Source organism: Bacillus sp. F56, from assembly GCF_001748205.1.
Taxonomy (GTDB): Bacteria; Bacillota; Bacilli; order Bacillales; family Bacillaceae; genus Bacillus; species Bacillus stercoris.
This window is the reverse complement of sequence record NZ_BDFC01000004.1, coordinates 574153-591612: the sequence shown is the minus strand read 5'-3', so window position 1 is coordinate 591612 and position 17460 is coordinate 574153. Positions and strand designations below refer to the sequence as shown.

Here is a 17460-nt window from a genome sequence, read left to right as displayed (position 1 = left end):
GTCAATATGCCTTTTGGCTCTATTTTACAAATCATAGTCAAAGAGATAACGGAACCTTAATCATAATAAATGTCCCAAGACCTATTTTCGAATCTATTGTCATCGTTCCTTCCAATAAATCTACTCTTTCTTTCATGCCCAGCAAGCCGAATGATTTGTTTTTCTTCTCTTTCGCTTCCTTCAGGTCGAACCCTTTACCGTTATCTTTTATCATTAAAATCACAAAATCATTTGTGATTTCAACTTTGACTGTAATTTCTTCAGATTCAGAATGCTTTAGCGCATTAGACACAGCTTCCTGTGCGAGCCTGAAGAGCGCAACTTCAAACTGAGGCGCAAGCCGCTGATCCTCTGTTTCTCCAATACACTGAAAATGTATTTTGACCTTCCCGTTATATTCTTCGGTTGTATATAGATATTTTCTTAAAGTTGGAATCAGGCCTAGGTCATCAAGGGCCATCGGTCTTAAATCATATATAATCCTTCTCACTTCGTAAAGGGCATTCCGAACATTTTGACGGAGATTTTTAATTTCTTGGAATCCGTCCTCTGCACCCCGGTCACGGAAAATCCGCTCGATTAATTCCGATCTCATCATAACATTCGCCAGCATTTGAGCGGGTCCGTCATGGATTTCTCTTGAAACTCTTTTTCGCTCTTCTTCCTGCGCCTCAATAATTCTTAAGCCGAAATCCTGTTTTGCCTGAGCATCTGCAAGAAGCAGTCCGACTTCGCGCAGATCCTGGTTCAAGTAATTAAGCACAACTGTAATTTGGCTTACTAATGATTCTGACCGCTCAATGATTTCCTGAAGCCCTAGCAATCTGCGCTCCAAATCATCCCGCCGTTCGCGCAATTGCTTCTCACGCTGCTGGATCATCGTCAATTCTACCTGCAGCTTATGGGCTTTTTCATAAGCATTGCGGATTTCCTCTTCACTGAATCTATGAAAATTACGGCTGACCTCGGATAAACGGTTTCTCGCATGGCGGGTTTGCACTTCAAGTTTATCGCCAAGCTCAATCACTTCATACACCTGCTGCTTAATTTGTTTCAGTTCTTCAACCAGCTGTTCATACTGCTGGCGTGACTGCTCCCCGATTTGAAAAACCTCGTCCTTGCTCCCGTCAACGGTTTTCAGCATCTTCATCAAAATAGAATCCAACACTTTGGAATCCATCTTTGTTTTATTCATAATTTCCCTCCGTCACGGCGTTGTCATATATTTTTATTATAAATGTAATTGATCTGCAAATTATGTCGAATTATAATGAAAGAATGCGTATATTCTAGAAAAAAACATTTTTATATACTATCTACTCTTTATGATACCAAAATACGCACAAAAATTCTAAAGACTGTACGAATTTGTATAGGCAGTCTTTTATGCTTAGCAGGAGGGTCAGCTAGCATGCTGCACAGCTATTTTACTGTGAAAGAAGCAGGAGAACACGAGATTGTTATAGAAAAATCGCGTTTTATCTGTCATTTAAGCCGTGTTTCTACCGAACAAGAGGCACAGGAATTTATACAGAAAATAAAGAAACAGCACTGGAATGCGACTCATAATTGCTCAGCTTACGTTATCGGCGAGAATGATCATATCCAAAAAGCCAATGATGACGGAGAACCAAGCGGTACAGCGGGAGTGCCGATGCTTGAGGTATTAAAAAAACGCGGACTTAAGGATACTTGCGCCGTCGTTACACGATACTTCGGAGGTATTAAGCTTGGGGCTGGCGGATTAATTCGCGCTTATGGGAAATCAGTGTCTGAAGGATTAAATCATATAGGTGTGGTAGAACGGAAGCTTATGCGAATCATGCATACTTCCGCAGATTACACATGGCTTGGCAAGATTGAAAATGAATTAAGGGAGTCACAATTTCTGTTAAAGGAAATCCATTATTCAGAAAATGTTGAATTCGAAACATACGTGGAAGAAAAGGAAACAAATGCTTTTTCTGAATGGATGACAGAACTGACAAATGGAAAGAGTGATATTAAAGAGGGAGAGTTGACGTATCTTGAAAAAGCCGTCAATCACATAAAGGAGACTGAATAATGGCTGAACGCGTTAGAGTGCGGGTGCGAAAAAAGAAAAAGAGCAAACGCAGGAAAATTATAAAAAGAATAATGTTATTGTTCGTCCTCGCATTATTAGTAGTTGTAGGGCTTGGCGGATATAAACTTTATAAAACCATTAACGCTGCCGACGATTCGTACGATGCCCTATCTCGCGGGAATAAATCAAATCTTCGCAGCGAAGTTGTAGACATGAAGAAAAAACCGTTTTCTATTTTATTTATGGGAATAGAGGATTACGCGACTAAAGGACAAAAAGGGAGATCAGACTCTCTTATTGTAGTTACCCTGGATCCTAAAAATAAAACCATGAAAATGTTGAGTATTCCGCGTGATACACGTGTGCAATTAGCCGGTGACACAACCGGAAGCAAGACAAAGATCAATGCCGCTTACAGCAAAGGCGGTAAAGATGAGACAGTTGAAACTGTTGAAAACTTCTTGCAAATCCCGATCGATAAATATGTCACAGTTGATTTTGACGGATTTAAAGATGTGATAAATGAAGTCGGCGGTATTGATGTAGACGTGCCTTTCGATTTCGATGAAAAAAGTGACGTAAACGAAAGCAAACGGATTTACTTCAAAAAAGGCGAGATGCATTTAAACGGCGAACAAGCCTTGGCGTATGCCCGAATGAGAAAACAGGATAAACGCGGAGACTTTGGCCGTAATGACAGACAGAAACAAATCTTAAACGCGCTGATTGACCAAATGTCAAGTGCAAGCAACATTGCTAAAATTGATAAAATCGCAGAAAAAGCCAGCGAAAACGTTGAAACCAATATTCGTATTACTGAAGGTTTAGCGCTTCAGCAGATTTACAGCGGCTTTACCAGCAAAAAAATCGACACGTTGAGCATTACAGGATCTGATTTGTATTTAGGTCCTAACAACACGTATTACTTTGAACCTGATGCTACAAATCTCGAGAAAGTCAGAAAAACGCTTCAAGAGCATTTAGATTATACTCCAGATACAAGCAGCACTGGCACTTCCGGTACCGGAAGTTCAACAGATGGGACTGACAGTTCAAGCGGTTCTGACAGCACTGGCACAACAACTGACGGCACGACGAGCGGAAGCAGCTATTCGAATGACAGCAGCACAAGCTCAAACGGTACAACGAATTCAACAACTGGTTCATCCTATTAAAAAATGCCCGGTCCTTTAGAGGATCGGGCATTTTTGCGCAGAAAAAAACTCCGGCACATAAGCCGGAGTTTTTAATTCCTTTTCACCAGCCGTTTATAAAATTTCGTAAACGGTTTGAATTTTTCATTCACGAGTCCTGTCACTTCTGCTATGATTTGCATAAAAATGATTAAAATGAAGATAATAAACAAAGAGAGCCAAATTGTGGCAGTTTTAAGCACAATCGCACTGATACTGAAAATAAATCCAATCATATAAATAACTAAGACCGACATCCGATGTGAAAGGCCAAAGGCCATCAGTCTATGATGGATATGTGACTTATCAGGCGCTGAAATCGGCTGTTTGTTTAAGATTCTCCTGATAATAGCAAATGTTGTATCAAAAATCGGTACGCCTAATATAATAATCGGGATAACGATACTGAACAATGTGACACTTTTATACAAGCCTAATAATGAAAGAATCGAAATACTATACCCTAAAAAAAGTGAGCCCGTATCTCCCATAAAGATTTTTGCCGGATGAAAGTTGTAAAACAAAAATCCAAGCGTGCTGGCAATAACAACTAATGAGAGTGACAGAATGAGCACTTTTCCGCCGGATAGCGCCATGACGGCGATTGTTGACAGGCCAATAACAGAAAGACCGGCAGCAAGGCCATCCAATCCGTCAATCAGGTTAATTGCGTTCGTGATGCCGACAATCCATAATACGGTCAGCGGATAAGCCATCCATCCTAATTCAAATCGTTCTGTTAAAAAAGGTACTGAGAAAAAGTCCATTTTTAAGCCAGTGCTTACAATCATAATGGCTACACCTAATTGAATCAAAAACTTCACTTTTGCACTTAATTGATATTTATCGTCAAGAATACCTAACACAATTATGATGAATGCTCCGGCTGTAATAGCCGTCATCCTTGTTTCAGTGTATATACCGGATGCAAGCACGCCTGCAACCACCCCGATAAATATGGCCAGCCCGCCCATCCGGGGCATGATTTTGTCATGTACTTTTCGATTGCTGGGCTGGTCAACTGCACCTATTTTAATCGCAATCCTTTTTACGATTGGGGTTATGATTAAAACTGTCAGCAGCGAGACAATAAACGCAACAACAATGCGAATCATGCGTTCGTCAAGCATAAAGAAGTCTCCTTTGGAATTAAATAAAGTCTTTATTTATATAGAGAACCGTTCCTTCCATTATACCTTCTCCTTAGTTATTATAACAAGCTTCATCAAAAAGAAACACGTATAATCAAAAAACGCGCATCCCAATTTATAGGACTACGCATGTTTTTGAATCCCTGTATATTTCATAATTTGTCTAAATAAGCAATCCCAATCTTGGGTGCGGGCGATGTTTCGGCGCATTTCTTTATAGGTCTCGTCTCCGTTTTGTCCGAGAACTTTTTCACAAGCGGCTATAAAATCAATCGGATGATCGCCCTCTACATATTCGTATACATAAGGCTTTTGCATTTTTGAGGTTGACGGAAGATTAGTGCCTACAACAGGTTTTCCTGCCGCTAAAAATTCAAATAGTTTCAGCGGAAACACAGCTTGGTTATACGGTGATTGTTTATATGGCATGATGCCAATGTCGATAAGCTCCATAAAATGAGGCACTTCTTTTGGATCTGCCGGACCGGTCCATATAACATTGGGAAGTCTCAGCAGCTCTTGAAACGAAACGTCACCATTGGTGGCATCCGGGCCAACCCATAAAAATGTCCAATCAGGCTTTTGCAGGGCGGCGGCTTCAATCATTTTAAAATCGAGCTTCGGTTTAATCCCGCCAATAAAACCTAACACCGTTCCTTCTCTCCCCTGCAGTATACTGCGATCGGGAGCTTGTTTATGTGCAGAAAACAGCTCAAACTCCACACCGTTTTCCACAGTATGAACCTTTTCTCGTCCCGCAGTCAGTTTTTTGCCTACTTCCTTATGAAGATAATCAGATGAACAGGTAATTGAATCTGCTCGTTGTATAATTCTCAGCTCTGCCGATTTTATGACTTTTCGCCGGAATTCAGACAGCAGATTTGAACGCCCGCTGATCGGCGCAGCCCATAGGTCACTGCAATCATAAATGACCTGATCCCAAGAATACAGCGAAGACAGCAACGGGAATCCCGGAAACGTGTACCATAAACAGCAGCGTTCACCGTTTGAAGAAGCAGATGCAAGCTCATCGAGTAATGGCGAGAGCTTATGTCTGTAAAAAACATCTGTATATCGTCCAAAACGAAACATTTTTTTCTGCAGCAGGTCTTTGACAGCGAATTGCCTGATCCCAGAATGGACTTCTTGAAATTCTTTCCCTTTGGCACGCGGAGCCGGACATACCCAAATGACTTCCTTCGTTTCCTCTTGAGCAGCTAAAAATTCTGCCAGCCGGTGCCTTCTGTATCTCAATTGGTCTTTTCCCCATTCAGCAGTGGCAACGATGACATGAATGATTGCTTCTTTTGTTTCCACCTTCATCACCTTTTCTCTCTGTTTGCGGCTATAATCTTTTTTTCACCGCGTTTTTTGCATATTGAACAAAACACCATGTCGCTTTCATGAAGTGAAGCCGTTCGATTTCCCTGTAGACAAACCACGTTTTTTTCGCAGCCTTCCATTTGTTGCTGGAAATTGAGTTGTTGACAAGCCGATATTCAGCAAGGCATTCATTCATTCCATAGGCAGTAAATCCTTTTTTTAAAAGAGACAGCCATGTGGCTAAGTCCTGTCTCGTTCTGATATTCGGCATTTGGATCTGTCCCGTTTGCTCTCTGTCAATCATCACCGTCAAGCAGCCGATAATTGTATTTTTCAGAGCGTCATCGTACGTCAGGCTCTCCGGCGCATGAATGAATTTATCGAGCGGGGTTCCGTCCTGCTCCATTAAGCTGTAGCCTGTGAAAGAAAACGCACAGGAGCGCTCCATCATAAACGCGAGCTGCTTTTCCAGTTTGTCTTTTTTCCATTTGTCATCACTGTCCAAAAATGCTACATAGCGCCCTTGAGCGCGTTCCAACGCTTTGTTGCGAGCAACCGCAGCTCCGCAGTTCTCCTCCAGATACACCACTTGAATTCTTTCGTCTATTTTTTCATACTGCTGTAAAATGTCGCGGGTCCCATCCGTTGAGCAATCATCCACGATAATCATTTCCCAATGAGGATGGCTCTGATCTAATACCGAATGAACCGTGTCTTCAATATAGTCACGCGCATTATAGGAAGGTGTAATGACAGATACGAGAGGTTTCCAATTGGTCATGATCACATCTCCATCGTATGATTTTAAAAGGATTCTCTGAAAAATTCAGGAATGACAACGAACATAAAGGCAATCGTAAGGCCAATCATAACGCCGAGAACTGCTTTCTTTTTCGGAGACATTCCGCCGCCTGCTGTCTCACTCACGGTTTCAGAATCTGTAACACTGGCCGCTTTTAGATTAAGCTGAGTATTTTTAAGTTCATACAAAAATCTCTCTTTATCCACTTTTGAATCCTCGCTCACCTTCTCGCCTTCAAGCGCATCTATGCTGCTGCGGATGACGGCTTCTCTTTCTGCATACAGCTTTTGATCATTTTTGAGAAAGGTGGAGGAAATGGCGTTTAGGACAGATTCAGTTCGATCCTTATCCTCGTCGCTATAGCTTAAAGTCAGTAACGATTTAGATTCTGTTTTGATTGTAAGCTTCTCTTTGATTTCTGCTATATCTTCATCCTTTTCATCAGGAAGCGCCTCCTTCAAAAAAGAGTCGCTCTTTAGCAGAAGCGGAATCTCTTCTGTGCTGTTATAAACCGGATGATCATAGCTCCCCACAGCCAAAGTATCTTCAGCTGTATAGCTCTTTTGACCAGCGATTTGTGACGGCAGGATATACCCCGCCGCACCTAATATAATTGGCACCGCTATGATCCAAATGATATTTTTTTTTATGCGACGGGCTATTCTTATCAATATATCGTTCATATAAGTCTCCCTGCTTTTTGTAGTCTGTTTATCTGTACATCGGCTCAGGCATTTGTCTGGACCGCCTTAACACATTCACAGCGGCGATGACGAGCGCCATAAACACCCAATGGAAAAATAAATTTGAAACAGAGCTTGGGCTGATACTTGATACCAGGAAACTGACCATAGCGGTAATAAGCCCTTCTGTGATCAGTTTTGACTGATTTTCTAATTTTCTTTCATAAAACTTGTAAAGCACCCATATAAGGTAGGCATAAATGGACAGATATCCCAGCATGATGAACAAGCCAAAATTAGCAAGAATTTCAACGAGCCAGTTATGCACCTCTGCCACATTGTCCGTATCATATAAAGCATAATGCTCAAGATAATAGGATACATTTCCTGCCCCGACTCCGAATCCGTATGAATCCAGGAAGAAATGCCAAGCGTTTTTCAGCAGATTGGCCCGGGCCACATTTGATGGAAGCCTGTCATGAAATGAATGCAGCGTCTGCGGGGCCAGAAACAGCTCCCAAAACTTCGAATACATTTTGCTGGCGAAAAGAACTGCGAAAAGAGCAATTCCCGCCACCGACAGCCAGATGGCCATTTTCTTTAAAATAGGCGGCAAAACAATGAAAATGTAAACTGCAACACCTGCAAAAATCCCCAGAAGACTGGCTCTTGAACCAGTAGCAAAAATTAAATACAACGCACAGAGCGAGAGCACAAGGCCAATCGCCTTGATGTATCCATTCTTACTGTTTTTCATCATCGTGATGTAAAAAAAGAAGCTGATCGATAAAAAGGTCGCAAAGTCATTTTGATTAAAAAAGACTGATGTCGGATAATGCTGCTTATACTCCGGTCCGCTGTATAATGTGGAACTCGCAAGATGATGGTGGGTGATATGATTGTAAAAACCAATGATCATCAGAAATACTGTCATCACCAGCCAAATGGCATAAACAATCATCAGCCGCTCGATTTTTTGCACGTACATGACAATGAGATAAATGAAGAAAATGCCCATTGCCAATAAGGCCAAATATTTGAGGCCGGCTGTTACCGATTTGGCCCACAGCAGAGAAACAAGGCCGTATATAAACCAAAAGGCGAAAAAGAGCAATATCCCTTTCACTTGCAGCCCATTCCATCTTTCGATATGGGTACGATTCCGAACCATGCCAATAATGTGAAGGCACCCGGCGGCAATGAGCAGAAGCCTGTAAAGGAACAAACTGAAAAATCCAAGATGAATGGCGAAAAATGCATTATTTAAAAAAGTGCAGGCGATCAAAATATAGATTACAGCCATAAAGAGCCGTTCTTTTGTTGTAAATGCGGTTGCAAGCGCCAGCGCGAACAGACCAATTGCCAACACCGCAAGCACAGCGGCCATCTGCACGAAACCTATATCTTTATGGATGGCTCCCACTAATAGAACGACTCCTAATATAGCAGCGGCCAGTAACGCTAGCGTATGGACCGCTGATCGTTTGATACTCACATGTTTAACCCCTTTCCTGATGTTTCAGGAGCCGGCGGCCGAGCCTAGCAGCCGGCAGCTTCAGCCAAGTAATACTTTTTCTTTTTATAAATTGACGCTCCCAAAGTCTTTAGCCAATTCCTCAAGCGGCAAACCCGGAAAATACTTGTCAGAGGGTTCCGTTCCTCGAACAGCGGGACGGCCGATAGAGTGGTAAATGTATCCGGCTGCCTGCATCTCTTCAAGTGAAAATAAATTTCTGCCGTCGATGATGATGGGCTGTTTTAAGAGGGTTTTCACTTTCACAAGCTCCATTTCTTTTACTTCCGGCCAGTCTGTTAAGATGAGACATGCATCTGTCTGCTCAATCGCAGCATACACATCTGTGTAATACTCGACCTGTTCGCCAAGGATTGCTGAAGCTTCAGGAATGGCAATCGGATCGTATGCTTTTACATGGGCGCCCAGCTGCTGCAGCATCGGGATAATATCAAGCGCTGGAGCAGATCTCACATCGTTCGTATTCGGTTTGAAGGCCAATCCAAGGACTGAAATGGTTCTTCCCTTGATGCTTCCCATAACAGTCAAAAGTTTATCTACAATATGAACACGCTGCTTTTCGTTCGTTTCAATGACAGCTTCAATGAGCTTGAATGGATAGCCGGCCGATTTTGCGATTTGCAGCAGTGCAGTTGTATCCTTAGGGAAACATGAACCGCCAAATCCAATACCAGCTTTAAGGAACTTTCTGCCGATCCGGCTGTCAAGCCCAACGCCATCAGCAACCTTTGAAACGTCTGCGCCGACTCGCTCACAGATGTTTGCAATATCGTTGATAAAGGAAATCTTTGTTGCCAGAAATGCGTTCGCAGCGTATTTAATCATTTCTGCACTTTCTAGATTTGTTTTAATGACAGGAGCATGGAATGGCTGATGCAGATCCTCAATGATGGCAGCGGCTTTATGACTTGTTGAACCAATCACGGCACGCTCCATATTCATCGTGTCATGAATTGCTGAGCCCTCCCGAAGAAATTCAGGGTTAGATACAACATCAAAAGAGTATCTTCCCCTTGAGGCTTTTTGAACGATAGATTGCACCAGTTTCCCTGTTCCGACCGGGACTGTGCTTTTATTTACGATCACTTTGTAGCCGTTAAGATGCTCACCGATTGTTTTCGCCGCCGCTTTTACGTACGTTAAATCAGCTTCACCTGTTTTTGACATAGGCGTTCCGACTGCAATATATATAATATCTGAGGCTCGAATGGCGGACGGGATATCGTTCGTAAAGGTCAGGCGCTGACCCAGCACATTTTTTTCAACTAAGTCTGCAAGCCCTGGTTCATAGATTGGGATTACTCCATTTTTCAGACTTCTGATTTTTGATTCGTCGATATCACAGCAAACAACTTTATTGCCGATTTCCGCAAAGCAAGTGCCTGACACGAGTCCCACATAACCTGTTCCAATCACAGCTATTTTTTTCACAGCGCTCATCCCTCTCCTGTAAAATGATCTTCCTATTTATATTGGTCGCAGTTTCTGACGATTAAACGGACGTTTTCATGACCGTCTGATACTGATGATGCAAGGCCTTGGCATTTTTTCCTGCGTCAAATTGAGCCTGCACAGTTTCATACAAATCATCTGCCACTTCCGGCTTCCATACTTGCTCATGTTCGTACCGAGTGATCGCTTCCGCCAAGGCTTGAGCGGATTTTGGCTTAATCAGCATATGCTGGTGCTTTCCGAATAAAGATGCCACTCCGCCAACATCTGTACAGATGACAGGAATCCTTAACGCCAGCGCCTCAATTACAACAGTCGGCATTCCCTCACTGTAAGAAGGAAGCACGAATAGGTCTGCCGCAAGCAAATAGTCTCTTACCTGATGATTTGGGACTTGGCCTGTGACGATATGCCCCTTCTGCGTCAGCATCGATTTTGCGGGACCATCCCCAACAAAGACTGCCTGAGGAGGGTCCTGCAGGGATTCGATGGCTTCGGACAGTTCAAAAACGCCTTTCTCCCTGACCAGCCGGCCGACATAGACAGCCAGACGCTGATCGAGTGGCAGCCCGAGTTTTTTTCTGAGTTCTTCTTTCGTTTGCTCATTTTCCTGAAAGCGGCTGAGCTGTATGCCGATCGGCAAAACCGAGCTGTCAAAGCCCGAAAGCTTTTTGGCTTCTTCCTGAAGCTTGTGGCTGACTGCTAAAACGGCTGACGCTGAACCTACGGCACGCTTGAAGGCTTTAAACGCTCCTTTGCTGTAATGCGGATAGACATTCACATCACTGCCATGCAAGGTCAGGACATAAGGAATTCGCGCTGACTCTGACACGACTGCCGCAGCCCCGCCCGATGGCATGGCAAAATGCGCATGGATCAGATCCGGATTTAGGTCGCGTTGTTTCATGGTTTTTATAACCGCTGATGCAATTCTCCGGTGAGGCTGCGCCCACTTCAGCTGGCCGGGAACTGCCCGGTAGAAAGGCCGGTAAACCGGTATCCCCTTCCTAATCTCATACTCCGGTCTGGCATCCTTTTTACGATATGTCTTTTTCAGCATACGGACAGGTGCTGAATGAAAAGGCCTTGGGCATATCACAGTGATATCAAGCCCGAGTTTCTGCAGCTCTTGCACCTGTGTCTCATGGAACACACCTTCACCAGGTTTCAGACTGCTCGGATATACGCTTGTAATCCACAGAATCTTCATGACAAACGTCCTTTTCTTAGTAGTTTGCTTTTCGTTTGAGGGTACGCTTTTACCAAAAGAAAGAGATAGCACAGCGCCCCTGCCGCAACTGAAATGGCCAGCCGCATTTCTGCCTGCATACTGAAGTGTTCCGTACTCAGGCTTACACCAAACGCGATGATGCCCATCGCCGCAGTAATCAGAAACGGCTTCATAATCGACTGGAAATAAGCTGAAAGGTTAAGCTTGATAACATATGCCAGGAGCCAGCGCCCAATCAGGAAATTGACAACGCTGATAGTGGCATACACCCATGCGACTGTCAGCAGGCTTCCCGTCTGTACCGCTGCAAACAGTGATAATCCATACAGCATCAGCACACCGGAATCCCAATAAAATGCTAAATCCGCTCTTCCTTTAGCAAGCAGCACAGATCCATTTGGATTCATAAGCACTCTTAGTATTCCGACAATCGCCAGAACATTTAGGATCGGAACAGCAGCAAGCCACTTTTCCCCGAAAACCGCTGTGATAAAGGCGTCGGACACAGATACGAGCCCGATTAACAGCGGAAACGAAACAAGCGCCAGCATTTTTGTCATATTCAGAAAGCCTTCTCTGATCACGCTGTTTTCATATTTGTTTTTTGCGAAAACAGGGAATGCCACCCGTGTGACAATCGGATTGATCTTCAAAACCGGAATGGTGACTATCTGATAGGCGAGGTTATAAATCCCCAATGCTTCAGCACCAATAAACCGGCCGATCAAAATCATATCGATATTAGCTCCCAGCCTGTTCACAAGACGGGAAGAAAGCTGAAAGGCTCCAAAAGAAAAGAACTCCTTCATGCCTCTCAAATCAAAAACAAAAGCAGGATGCCACTTTTTCCGGTATACGGCCCAATATAAAATCCCTTTACTGGACTGGAGCAGGACCTGAGAAATGACGTACGCCAAAATCGCATCCATCATAAAAACCGCAATCGCTAAATATCCGAATGACAATACATTTGAAAAAATCTCTATTTTGCTTAACGTATTAAAATGCAGCTGCTTTTGCAGCATATACTGATATTGCTGTCCAATCGGCGCGATCAAAAACATAATCGCCAGAATCCGAACTAGAAACACCAGCTCTTCTCTTTGATAAAATCCCGCAATGACAGGACTGCTCACATATAAAAGAACAAACAGCAAAACGCCCGTCATAATGTTAAGCCAATACAATGTGGATAGCTGACGCTCCGTCGCGTCGTCTCTCTGAATTAACGCTGCGCCAAAACCCATATCAAGCACAATCTGGGCGAAAACTGTAACCGTTGTGATCATGCCGACGAGCCCAAATTCTGTTAAGGTCATCATATTTCCAAGCAGGGCAAACTGAACAATTTGTATGATTGTAATACACATAGTTGAAATACTTGTCCACTTTGCGCCGCTCATAATTTGTTTTGTAATACTTGGCATCATATTCCCTACTTCTTTTTAAGCTCAGATTGATGGTGAATACCGGCATTCCATTTTATCTTGCACCATCACCTGTCCAGACTACTTTACAAGTTTTTAACATAATTTTTAATTCTAAAGTGAAAGTCAGGTTGCGAATGTAATATAAATCAAATATCAGCTTTTCCTTCGGCGTCATATCGTAACCGCCGTTCACCTGAGCCCAGCCGCTCAATCCCGGTTTAACAGCCAGACGCTGCGTAAAGCCCGGAATCTCATTCTGGAATTTTTCCGTAAAAACGGGACGTTCCGGACGAGGGCCAATCATACTCATATCGCCTTTCAGCACATTAAACAGCTGAGGAAGCTCGTCAATTCTCGTTCTTCTGATAAAAGCTCCGATCCTTGTCACCCGCGGATCTTGCTTCTGCGCCCAAACCGCACCAGACTTCTCGGCATCTATTTTCATGGAACGAAGCTTATAAAGCTTAAATGGTTTCCCGCCTTTCCCTACGCGTTCCTGCGTATAAATGGCAGGCCCCGGCGTCTCCAAACAAATCAATATTGAAAATACCGCAATCATTGGCAGCGCAATCGCCAACCCAATGAGCGCAAACCAAATATCCATTACGCGCTTTATTGCCAAATAACGAGCCGTCTTTTCAGATAATGTAAAAGAATGTATTTGCTGAACTGAGAATTCACGACTCACATTCATGCTTTTCTCTGCACTCACTGACACACACCTCACGATTTGTTTGGGATGTTATGATGACCTATGCCAGTCAGTTTAGCAGACGGATGTTAATTGGATGTAAATGGTATGTTAAGAAGTGTGAATTACGTGTTTTTTCTGATAAATGTTGTTAATACTCTTTTACTATTTTATATACAAGTCCTATTTGTTTTAATCATTTCATATAAAAAAGAGACAAATCTGCGATTAGATTTGTCTCTTTCGATTATCTGTAATAAGATACTGTGCCGTCATGAATAGCTTGTGCAGCTTTATCTTTATAAACCGCTTGCTTCAATTTACTCGCATCGGATGCATTAGTGATAAAGGCAGTTTCAACTAAAACACTCGGCATTTTAGAATATTTAATAACGTAGAAAGCAGCTGTTTTTACTCCCCGGTCTCTCGTTCCAAGATTAGTAGCTAACTTGGGTTGAATTTGTTCAGCTAGCCTCCTGCTATTTGTTGCTTGATATGTTGCATCGTAGTACGTCTCACTTCCATCTGGTGATGAGCTGTCATTAGCATTAGCATGTATACTGATAAATAAATCTGCTTGTGCTGAAGCTGCTTTATTTACTCTCTCCTGTAAAGAATAAAACGTATCATTAGATCTCGACATGACTGGAAGAGCACCTGAAGCATCTAGCTTTGTATTGACTCTTTTCGCTATATCAAGGTTGACTTCTTTTTCGAGGAGTCCATTGCCGATTGCTCCTGAATCTTGATCACCGTGACCCGGGTCAATAAAGATTGTTTCACCAACTACCGGATTTTTTAGCTGATTAGCAACCTTGGTGCTTACAGCAGGAGTGTTTCCGATAATCGTGAAGTTTGACATGTTTTTACTTCCAATGATTTTACGGGCTCCTGTAGATAAATTTTCACCATTTGTAAGGATAAGAGATTGCTTCTTCTTAGCTGCCAGTGTAGCTCCTGCAATAGAGTCAGGATAGCTGAATCCATTGCTTACATATACGGTGCTTGTTGATAAATTAAGTTTTTGTACGATATTTGCAGCAAGCTCATATCTGTTTGAACCGCTAATTCTTGTAGGAGAAGGTAACTTGTTGTATACCGTATTGCTGATACTTCCAGTTCCTCCAACAACAACGGTACTCGAAATTCCCTTATCTTTTATCACGGACGTTGTCGCACTATTTATAGATGTTTTATTTGTAAAAAGAATTGGATACCCGTTTTTCGCTGCATAAGGAATGACGGCCGGAGCGTCTGCATATAAGAAGCCATTCAAAATAACAGCTTTTGAAGTCGCACCCATCGCTTTTGCCACCCGTGCAGCCGTATCATAACGGTTGCTTCCTGCAATTCGTTTAATACTTATCCCCAAACTTTTAATCTGGTTAGCAGTGTTGGAAGAAACAGCAGGTGTTCCGCCTACAATAATTACATTTTTAGTCTGCATCTCTTTCAATCTTGTTTTCGTTTCATACGAAAGCTTATCAGAGTTAGTGTAAAGCAGTGGCGCATTCTTCTGATAAGCAAGAGGAGCTGCTGAAATTGCATCCGCATAAGAACTCCCACCGACAATTACAGCTGTACTTGCAGTTGAATACATTTGCTTTGATATTTGAACAGCAGTGCCGTATCTATTGCTTCCCCCGACTCTTTTCACCGAGTTATCAGCCAAAGCTGTTGGTACAAAAAGTATGAGTCCCAAAAAACACATTGTTAGGACTTTTATATAAGAACGCAATTGATTTCCTCCTTAAAAGGCGTTTATCCTAAAATAATTAATAAGTTGTCAGAGTTGTACCTGGATAGTAAAATTTCAAAATTGAACTATATGAATCTCCAGCTTCTGCTCTTGCTTTTGCTCCATATTGACTCATTCCGATCCCGTGACCATATCCTTTACCGCTAATTGTGTACTTTGAAGTATCTTTTTTTACAGCTACATAAGTACTTTTAAATACAGTCGCTCCAATCATTGTTCTTAACTCACTCGTTGGTACACTTATGGTTGTAATTTTGCTCAAGTTATAGGAGCCAGTACTGCTTTTAACAAAATACTTCACTTTCATTGATGCTGTTTTAGCGCGCTGCCCCTGCGTCGTACCGCTAAAGCTCAAATCTTCAATACTTGCAATTTTGACAGAATCAGCGCTTGTTTCTTTATTTTTCAAGATCCAGTTCTTAACTCCAGAAAGTCTTGCAGAATCAGTTTCAGTTGCTGAAGACCACCAAGAAGAAGGCTTCGTTAAGTCCAGAGAATTCGTATCTAGCTGTTGTTTTGCTAAGGTAAGCGTCCAGCCAATTTGAGGATCCTTTGTATCTTTTTTTGCAATCAAGTAAGGTACGCTTGACGACCATACTTCATTACTAGCTTCTGTGTAACCTCCATTACTGGAAGAATAAGCTGCAGTTATAAGTGATCCATTATATTTCAGAACTTTCCCTTTCGTTTGCTCAACCGCTTTATTGGTATTTGAATTCCAACTGTATCCTCCATAAACTTGAAAAGCGGTTGTATCAGGTACAGTAGCTCCTGTTTTTGTTATTGAGTACGTTCTTGCAGCCACAGTTTGTGCTTTAAGAGCCTCAAGTGACCAGCTAGCAGGCATTTCATTCGGAATCACTCCTTTTAAGTAATCCTCAAATGGAATATTTTCATTTACCGGTCGGATATATTTAGTAGATTCAATTGAGAAATTAACCGTGCCAAGATACTGCTTTCCATCAAGACTAATCCTGTTTGAAGTAGAATAGTTTTCTGGTTTAATTCTTAGAGAGTTTCCGTAAGTTTTGATGTTTGCAAGATTTAATTTTCCGCTGCTGATTTTTAAATTATAGGTGTTACCGTTAGCTAAATAAAATTCATCAGCAAGTGAATTCTCAACTTCAGCAGAAATTGAACTGGTACTTCCAATAAAGTCGTATGCATATGTGGCTTTATCTTTCGTTATACTTTTAGCCGCAGCCGGAACGCTATCTTGTTTAATATATAAAATTTGGCTGTTTTTCTTCGAGGCAAGCGTTGCGCCTACCAATACGTCTGCATATTTTGTCCCGTTCGTCATTACGACTTTATCAGCCTTCAACTTTAGTTGTTTAATTATATTTGCCGTGAGTTCATATCTGGTCGATCCAGGAATCCTTTGCACAGTTGAAGTTTTTTTAATTTGGTTTTCTACACTATCACTGACGCTAAATGAACTGCCTATAATGATGACTTGTTTTGGCAAATCATAATCCGGAAGCTTGTCTTTATCTGTAAGCAAAATAGGATATCCGTGTGCTGCTGCATATGGAGCAATGGCTAAAGCGTCTTGAAAAACTCTTCCGGTTACAACGATCGCTTTATCATAGCTGCCCATTTGCTTTGCAATGTTTTCTGATAATACATATCTATTTTTTCCGCTTATTCTTTTTACAGCGCCATATGATTTCAGCTTGTTTTCTACATCTTTTGAAATGCTTCGCGCTCCCCCAATGATTAAAATATTATCAGGGTTATACTTAGCAATTTGTCTTTCAGTAGTCTTTGTTAACGTATCAGGCTGAGTAAATAAAACTGGCGCATCCAGCTTTTTTGCCAACGGAATAACAGGCAATGCATCAATAAAAATATCTCGGTTTACCAATATCACTGTATTAGGATTTTTCCACTGACTGCTGGATGCAAGAGTTGCAGTTTCATAGCGTGAAGCGCCTGCAAAGCGATTTGTAACAGCAACATTATCTCCAGTTACTTTATAAAATCCTGTAGGCGATAGACTGATGCTTGATTTATTTCCAATATAATTTGACAACTTAACTGAGATGTTTGAGTCTGCTGCAAAAGTAATTGATGGAATCAATAATAAGATTGCAGCAAGTGAACACACTATCAATTGTTTGCAAGATTTCAAAATTTCAGGTTC

At 42.1% G+C, this 17460-nt stretch carries 14 protein-coding genes; 2 read left to right on the top strand and 12 right to left on the bottom strand.

Annotated features, from left to right (window positions below; genetic code table 11):
* Positions 1-37: 37 nt before the first annotated feature.
* Positions 38-1195: a two-component sensor histidine kinase DegS gene (gene degS / locus BFW96_RS03100; protein ID WP_014665563.1), complete on the bottom strand. Its 1158-nt coding sequence runs from the start codon at positions 1193-1195 to the stop codon at positions 38-40.
* A gap of 216 nt (positions 1196-1411) precedes the next feature.
* Here degS and BFW96_RS03095 point away from each other — a divergent pair, with 216 nt between their 5' ends.
* Together BFW96_RS03095 and tagV are read left to right on the top strand one after the other, a co-directional pair.
* Positions 1412-2065, top strand: a complete 654-nt coding sequence (locus BFW96_RS03095; protein ID WP_014665564.1) for a YigZ family protein — start codon at positions 1412-1414, stop codon at positions 2063-2065.
* The gene (tagV, locus tag BFW96_RS03090) at positions 2065-3240 is read left to right on the top strand and encodes a polyisoprenyl-teichoic acid--peptidoglycan teichoic acid transferase TagV (RefSeq protein ID WP_014665565.1); all 1176 of its coding nucleotides are present in this window, start codon (positions 2065-2067) and stop codon (positions 3238-3240) included. The genes BFW96_RS03095 and tagV overlap by 1 nt, the downstream gene beginning before the upstream one ends.
* 71 nt (positions 3241-3311) lie before the next feature.
* Here the strand turns inward: tagV and BFW96_RS03085 are convergent, their stop codons facing one another.
* The 11 genes from BFW96_RS03085 to BFW96_RS03035 all read right to left on the bottom strand — a co-directional run bounded on the left by BFW96_RS03085 (position 3312) and on the right by BFW96_RS03035 (position 17448).
* A complete protein-coding gene (locus BFW96_RS03085) occupies positions 3312-4388 on the bottom strand; it encodes an MraY family glycosyltransferase (RefSeq protein ID WP_069838605.1) in 1077 nt (358 codons plus the stop codon).
* Between the two features lie 144 nt (positions 4389-4532).
* On the bottom strand, positions 4533-5726 hold the full coding sequence (tuaH, locus tag BFW96_RS03080) for a teichuronic acid biosynthesis protein TuaH (protein WP_083252801.1): 1194 nt from the start codon (positions 5724-5726) through the stop codon (positions 4533-4535).
* A gap of 28 nt (positions 5727-5754) precedes the next feature.
* The gene (gene tuaG / locus BFW96_RS03075; protein ID WP_069838603.1) at positions 5755-6513 is read right to left on the bottom strand and encodes a teichuronic acid biosynthesis protein TuaG; all 759 of its coding nucleotides are present in this window, start codon (positions 6511-6513) and stop codon (positions 5755-5757) included.
* Between the two features lie 23 nt (positions 6514-6536).
* On the bottom strand, positions 6537-7217 hold the full coding sequence (gene tuaF / locus BFW96_RS03070; protein WP_069838602.1) for a teichuronic acid biosynthesis protein TuaF: 681 nt from the start codon (positions 7215-7217) through the stop codon (positions 6537-6539).
* 28 nt (positions 7218-7245) lie between these two features.
* On the bottom strand, positions 7246-8712 hold the full coding sequence (tuaE, locus tag BFW96_RS03065; RefSeq protein ID WP_069838601.1) for a teichuronic acid biosynthesis protein TuaE: 1467 nt from the start codon (positions 8710-8712) through the stop codon (positions 7246-7248).
* An 84-nt stretch (positions 8713-8796) separates the two neighbouring features.
* Positions 8797-10182 (bottom strand): UDP-glucose 6-dehydrogenase TuaD, encoded by a 1386-nt coding sequence (gene tuaD / locus BFW96_RS03060; RefSeq protein WP_082032967.1) that lies wholly within the window; start codon positions 10180-10182, stop codon positions 8797-8799.
* A gap of 61 nt (positions 10183-10243) precedes the next feature.
* Positions 10244-11413: a teichuronic acid biosynthesis protein TuaC gene (tuaC, locus tag BFW96_RS03055; protein ID WP_069838600.1), complete on the bottom strand. Its 1170-nt coding sequence runs from the start codon at positions 11411-11413 to the stop codon at positions 10244-10246.
* The gene (gene tuaB / locus BFW96_RS03050) at positions 11410-12861 is read right to left on the bottom strand and encodes a teichuronic acid biosynthesis protein TuaB (protein ID WP_041521536.1); all 1452 of its coding nucleotides are present in this window, start codon (positions 12859-12861) and stop codon (positions 11410-11412) included. Before tuaB ends, tuaC begins: the two co-directional genes overlap by 4 nt.
* 55 nt (positions 12862-12916) lie before the next feature.
* Complete coding sequence (locus BFW96_RS03045; RefSeq protein ID WP_003242561.1) at positions 12917-13576, bottom strand: sugar transferase; 660 nt, start codon at positions 13574-13576, stop codon at positions 12917-12919.
* A gap of 226 nt (positions 13577-13802) precedes the next feature.
* Positions 13803-15293, bottom strand: a complete 1491-nt coding sequence (gene lytC, locus BFW96_RS03040; protein WP_040081652.1) for an N-acetylmuramoyl-L-alanine amidase LytC — start codon at positions 15291-15293, stop codon at positions 13803-13805.
* Between the two features lie 37 nt (positions 15294-15330).
* A complete protein-coding gene (locus BFW96_RS03035; RefSeq protein WP_069150427.1) occupies positions 15331-17448 on the bottom strand; it encodes a SpoIID/LytB domain-containing protein in 2118 nt (705 codons plus the stop codon).
* Between the last annotated feature and the right edge of the window lie 12 nt (positions 17449-17460).

What these genes read in the sequence shown, in the direction of transcription:
- degS (WP_014665563.1), bottom strand. Translation starts at nt 1,195, where the DNA reads ATGAATAAAACAAAGATGGATTCCAAAGTGTTGGATTCTATTTTGATG.
- BFW96_RS03095 (WP_014665564.1), top strand. Translation starts at nt 1,412, where the DNA reads ATGCTGCACAGCTATTTTACTGTGAAAGAAGCAGGAGAACACGAGATT.
- tagV (WP_014665565.1), top strand. Translation starts at nt 2,065, where the DNA reads ATGGCTGAACGCGTTAGAGTGCGGGTGCGAAAAAAGAAAAAGAGCAAA.
- BFW96_RS03085 (WP_069838605.1), bottom strand. Translation starts at nt 4,388, where the DNA reads ATGCTTGACGAACGCATGATTCGCATTGTTGTTGCGTTTATTGTCTCG.
- tuaG (WP_069838603.1), bottom strand. Translation starts at nt 6,513, where the DNA reads ATGACCAATTGGAAACCTCTCGTATCTGTCATTACACCTTCCTATAAT.
- tuaF (WP_069838602.1), bottom strand. Translation starts at nt 7,217, where the DNA reads ATGAACGATATATTGATAAGAATAGCCCGTCGCATAAAAAAAAATATC.
- tuaC (WP_069838600.1), bottom strand. Translation starts at nt 11,413, where the DNA reads ATGAAGATTCTGTGGATTACAAGCGTATATCCGAGCAGTCTGAAACCT.
- tuaB (WP_041521536.1), bottom strand. Translation starts at nt 12,861, where the DNA reads ATGCCAAGTATTACAAAACAAATTATGAGCGGCGCAAAGTGGACAAGT.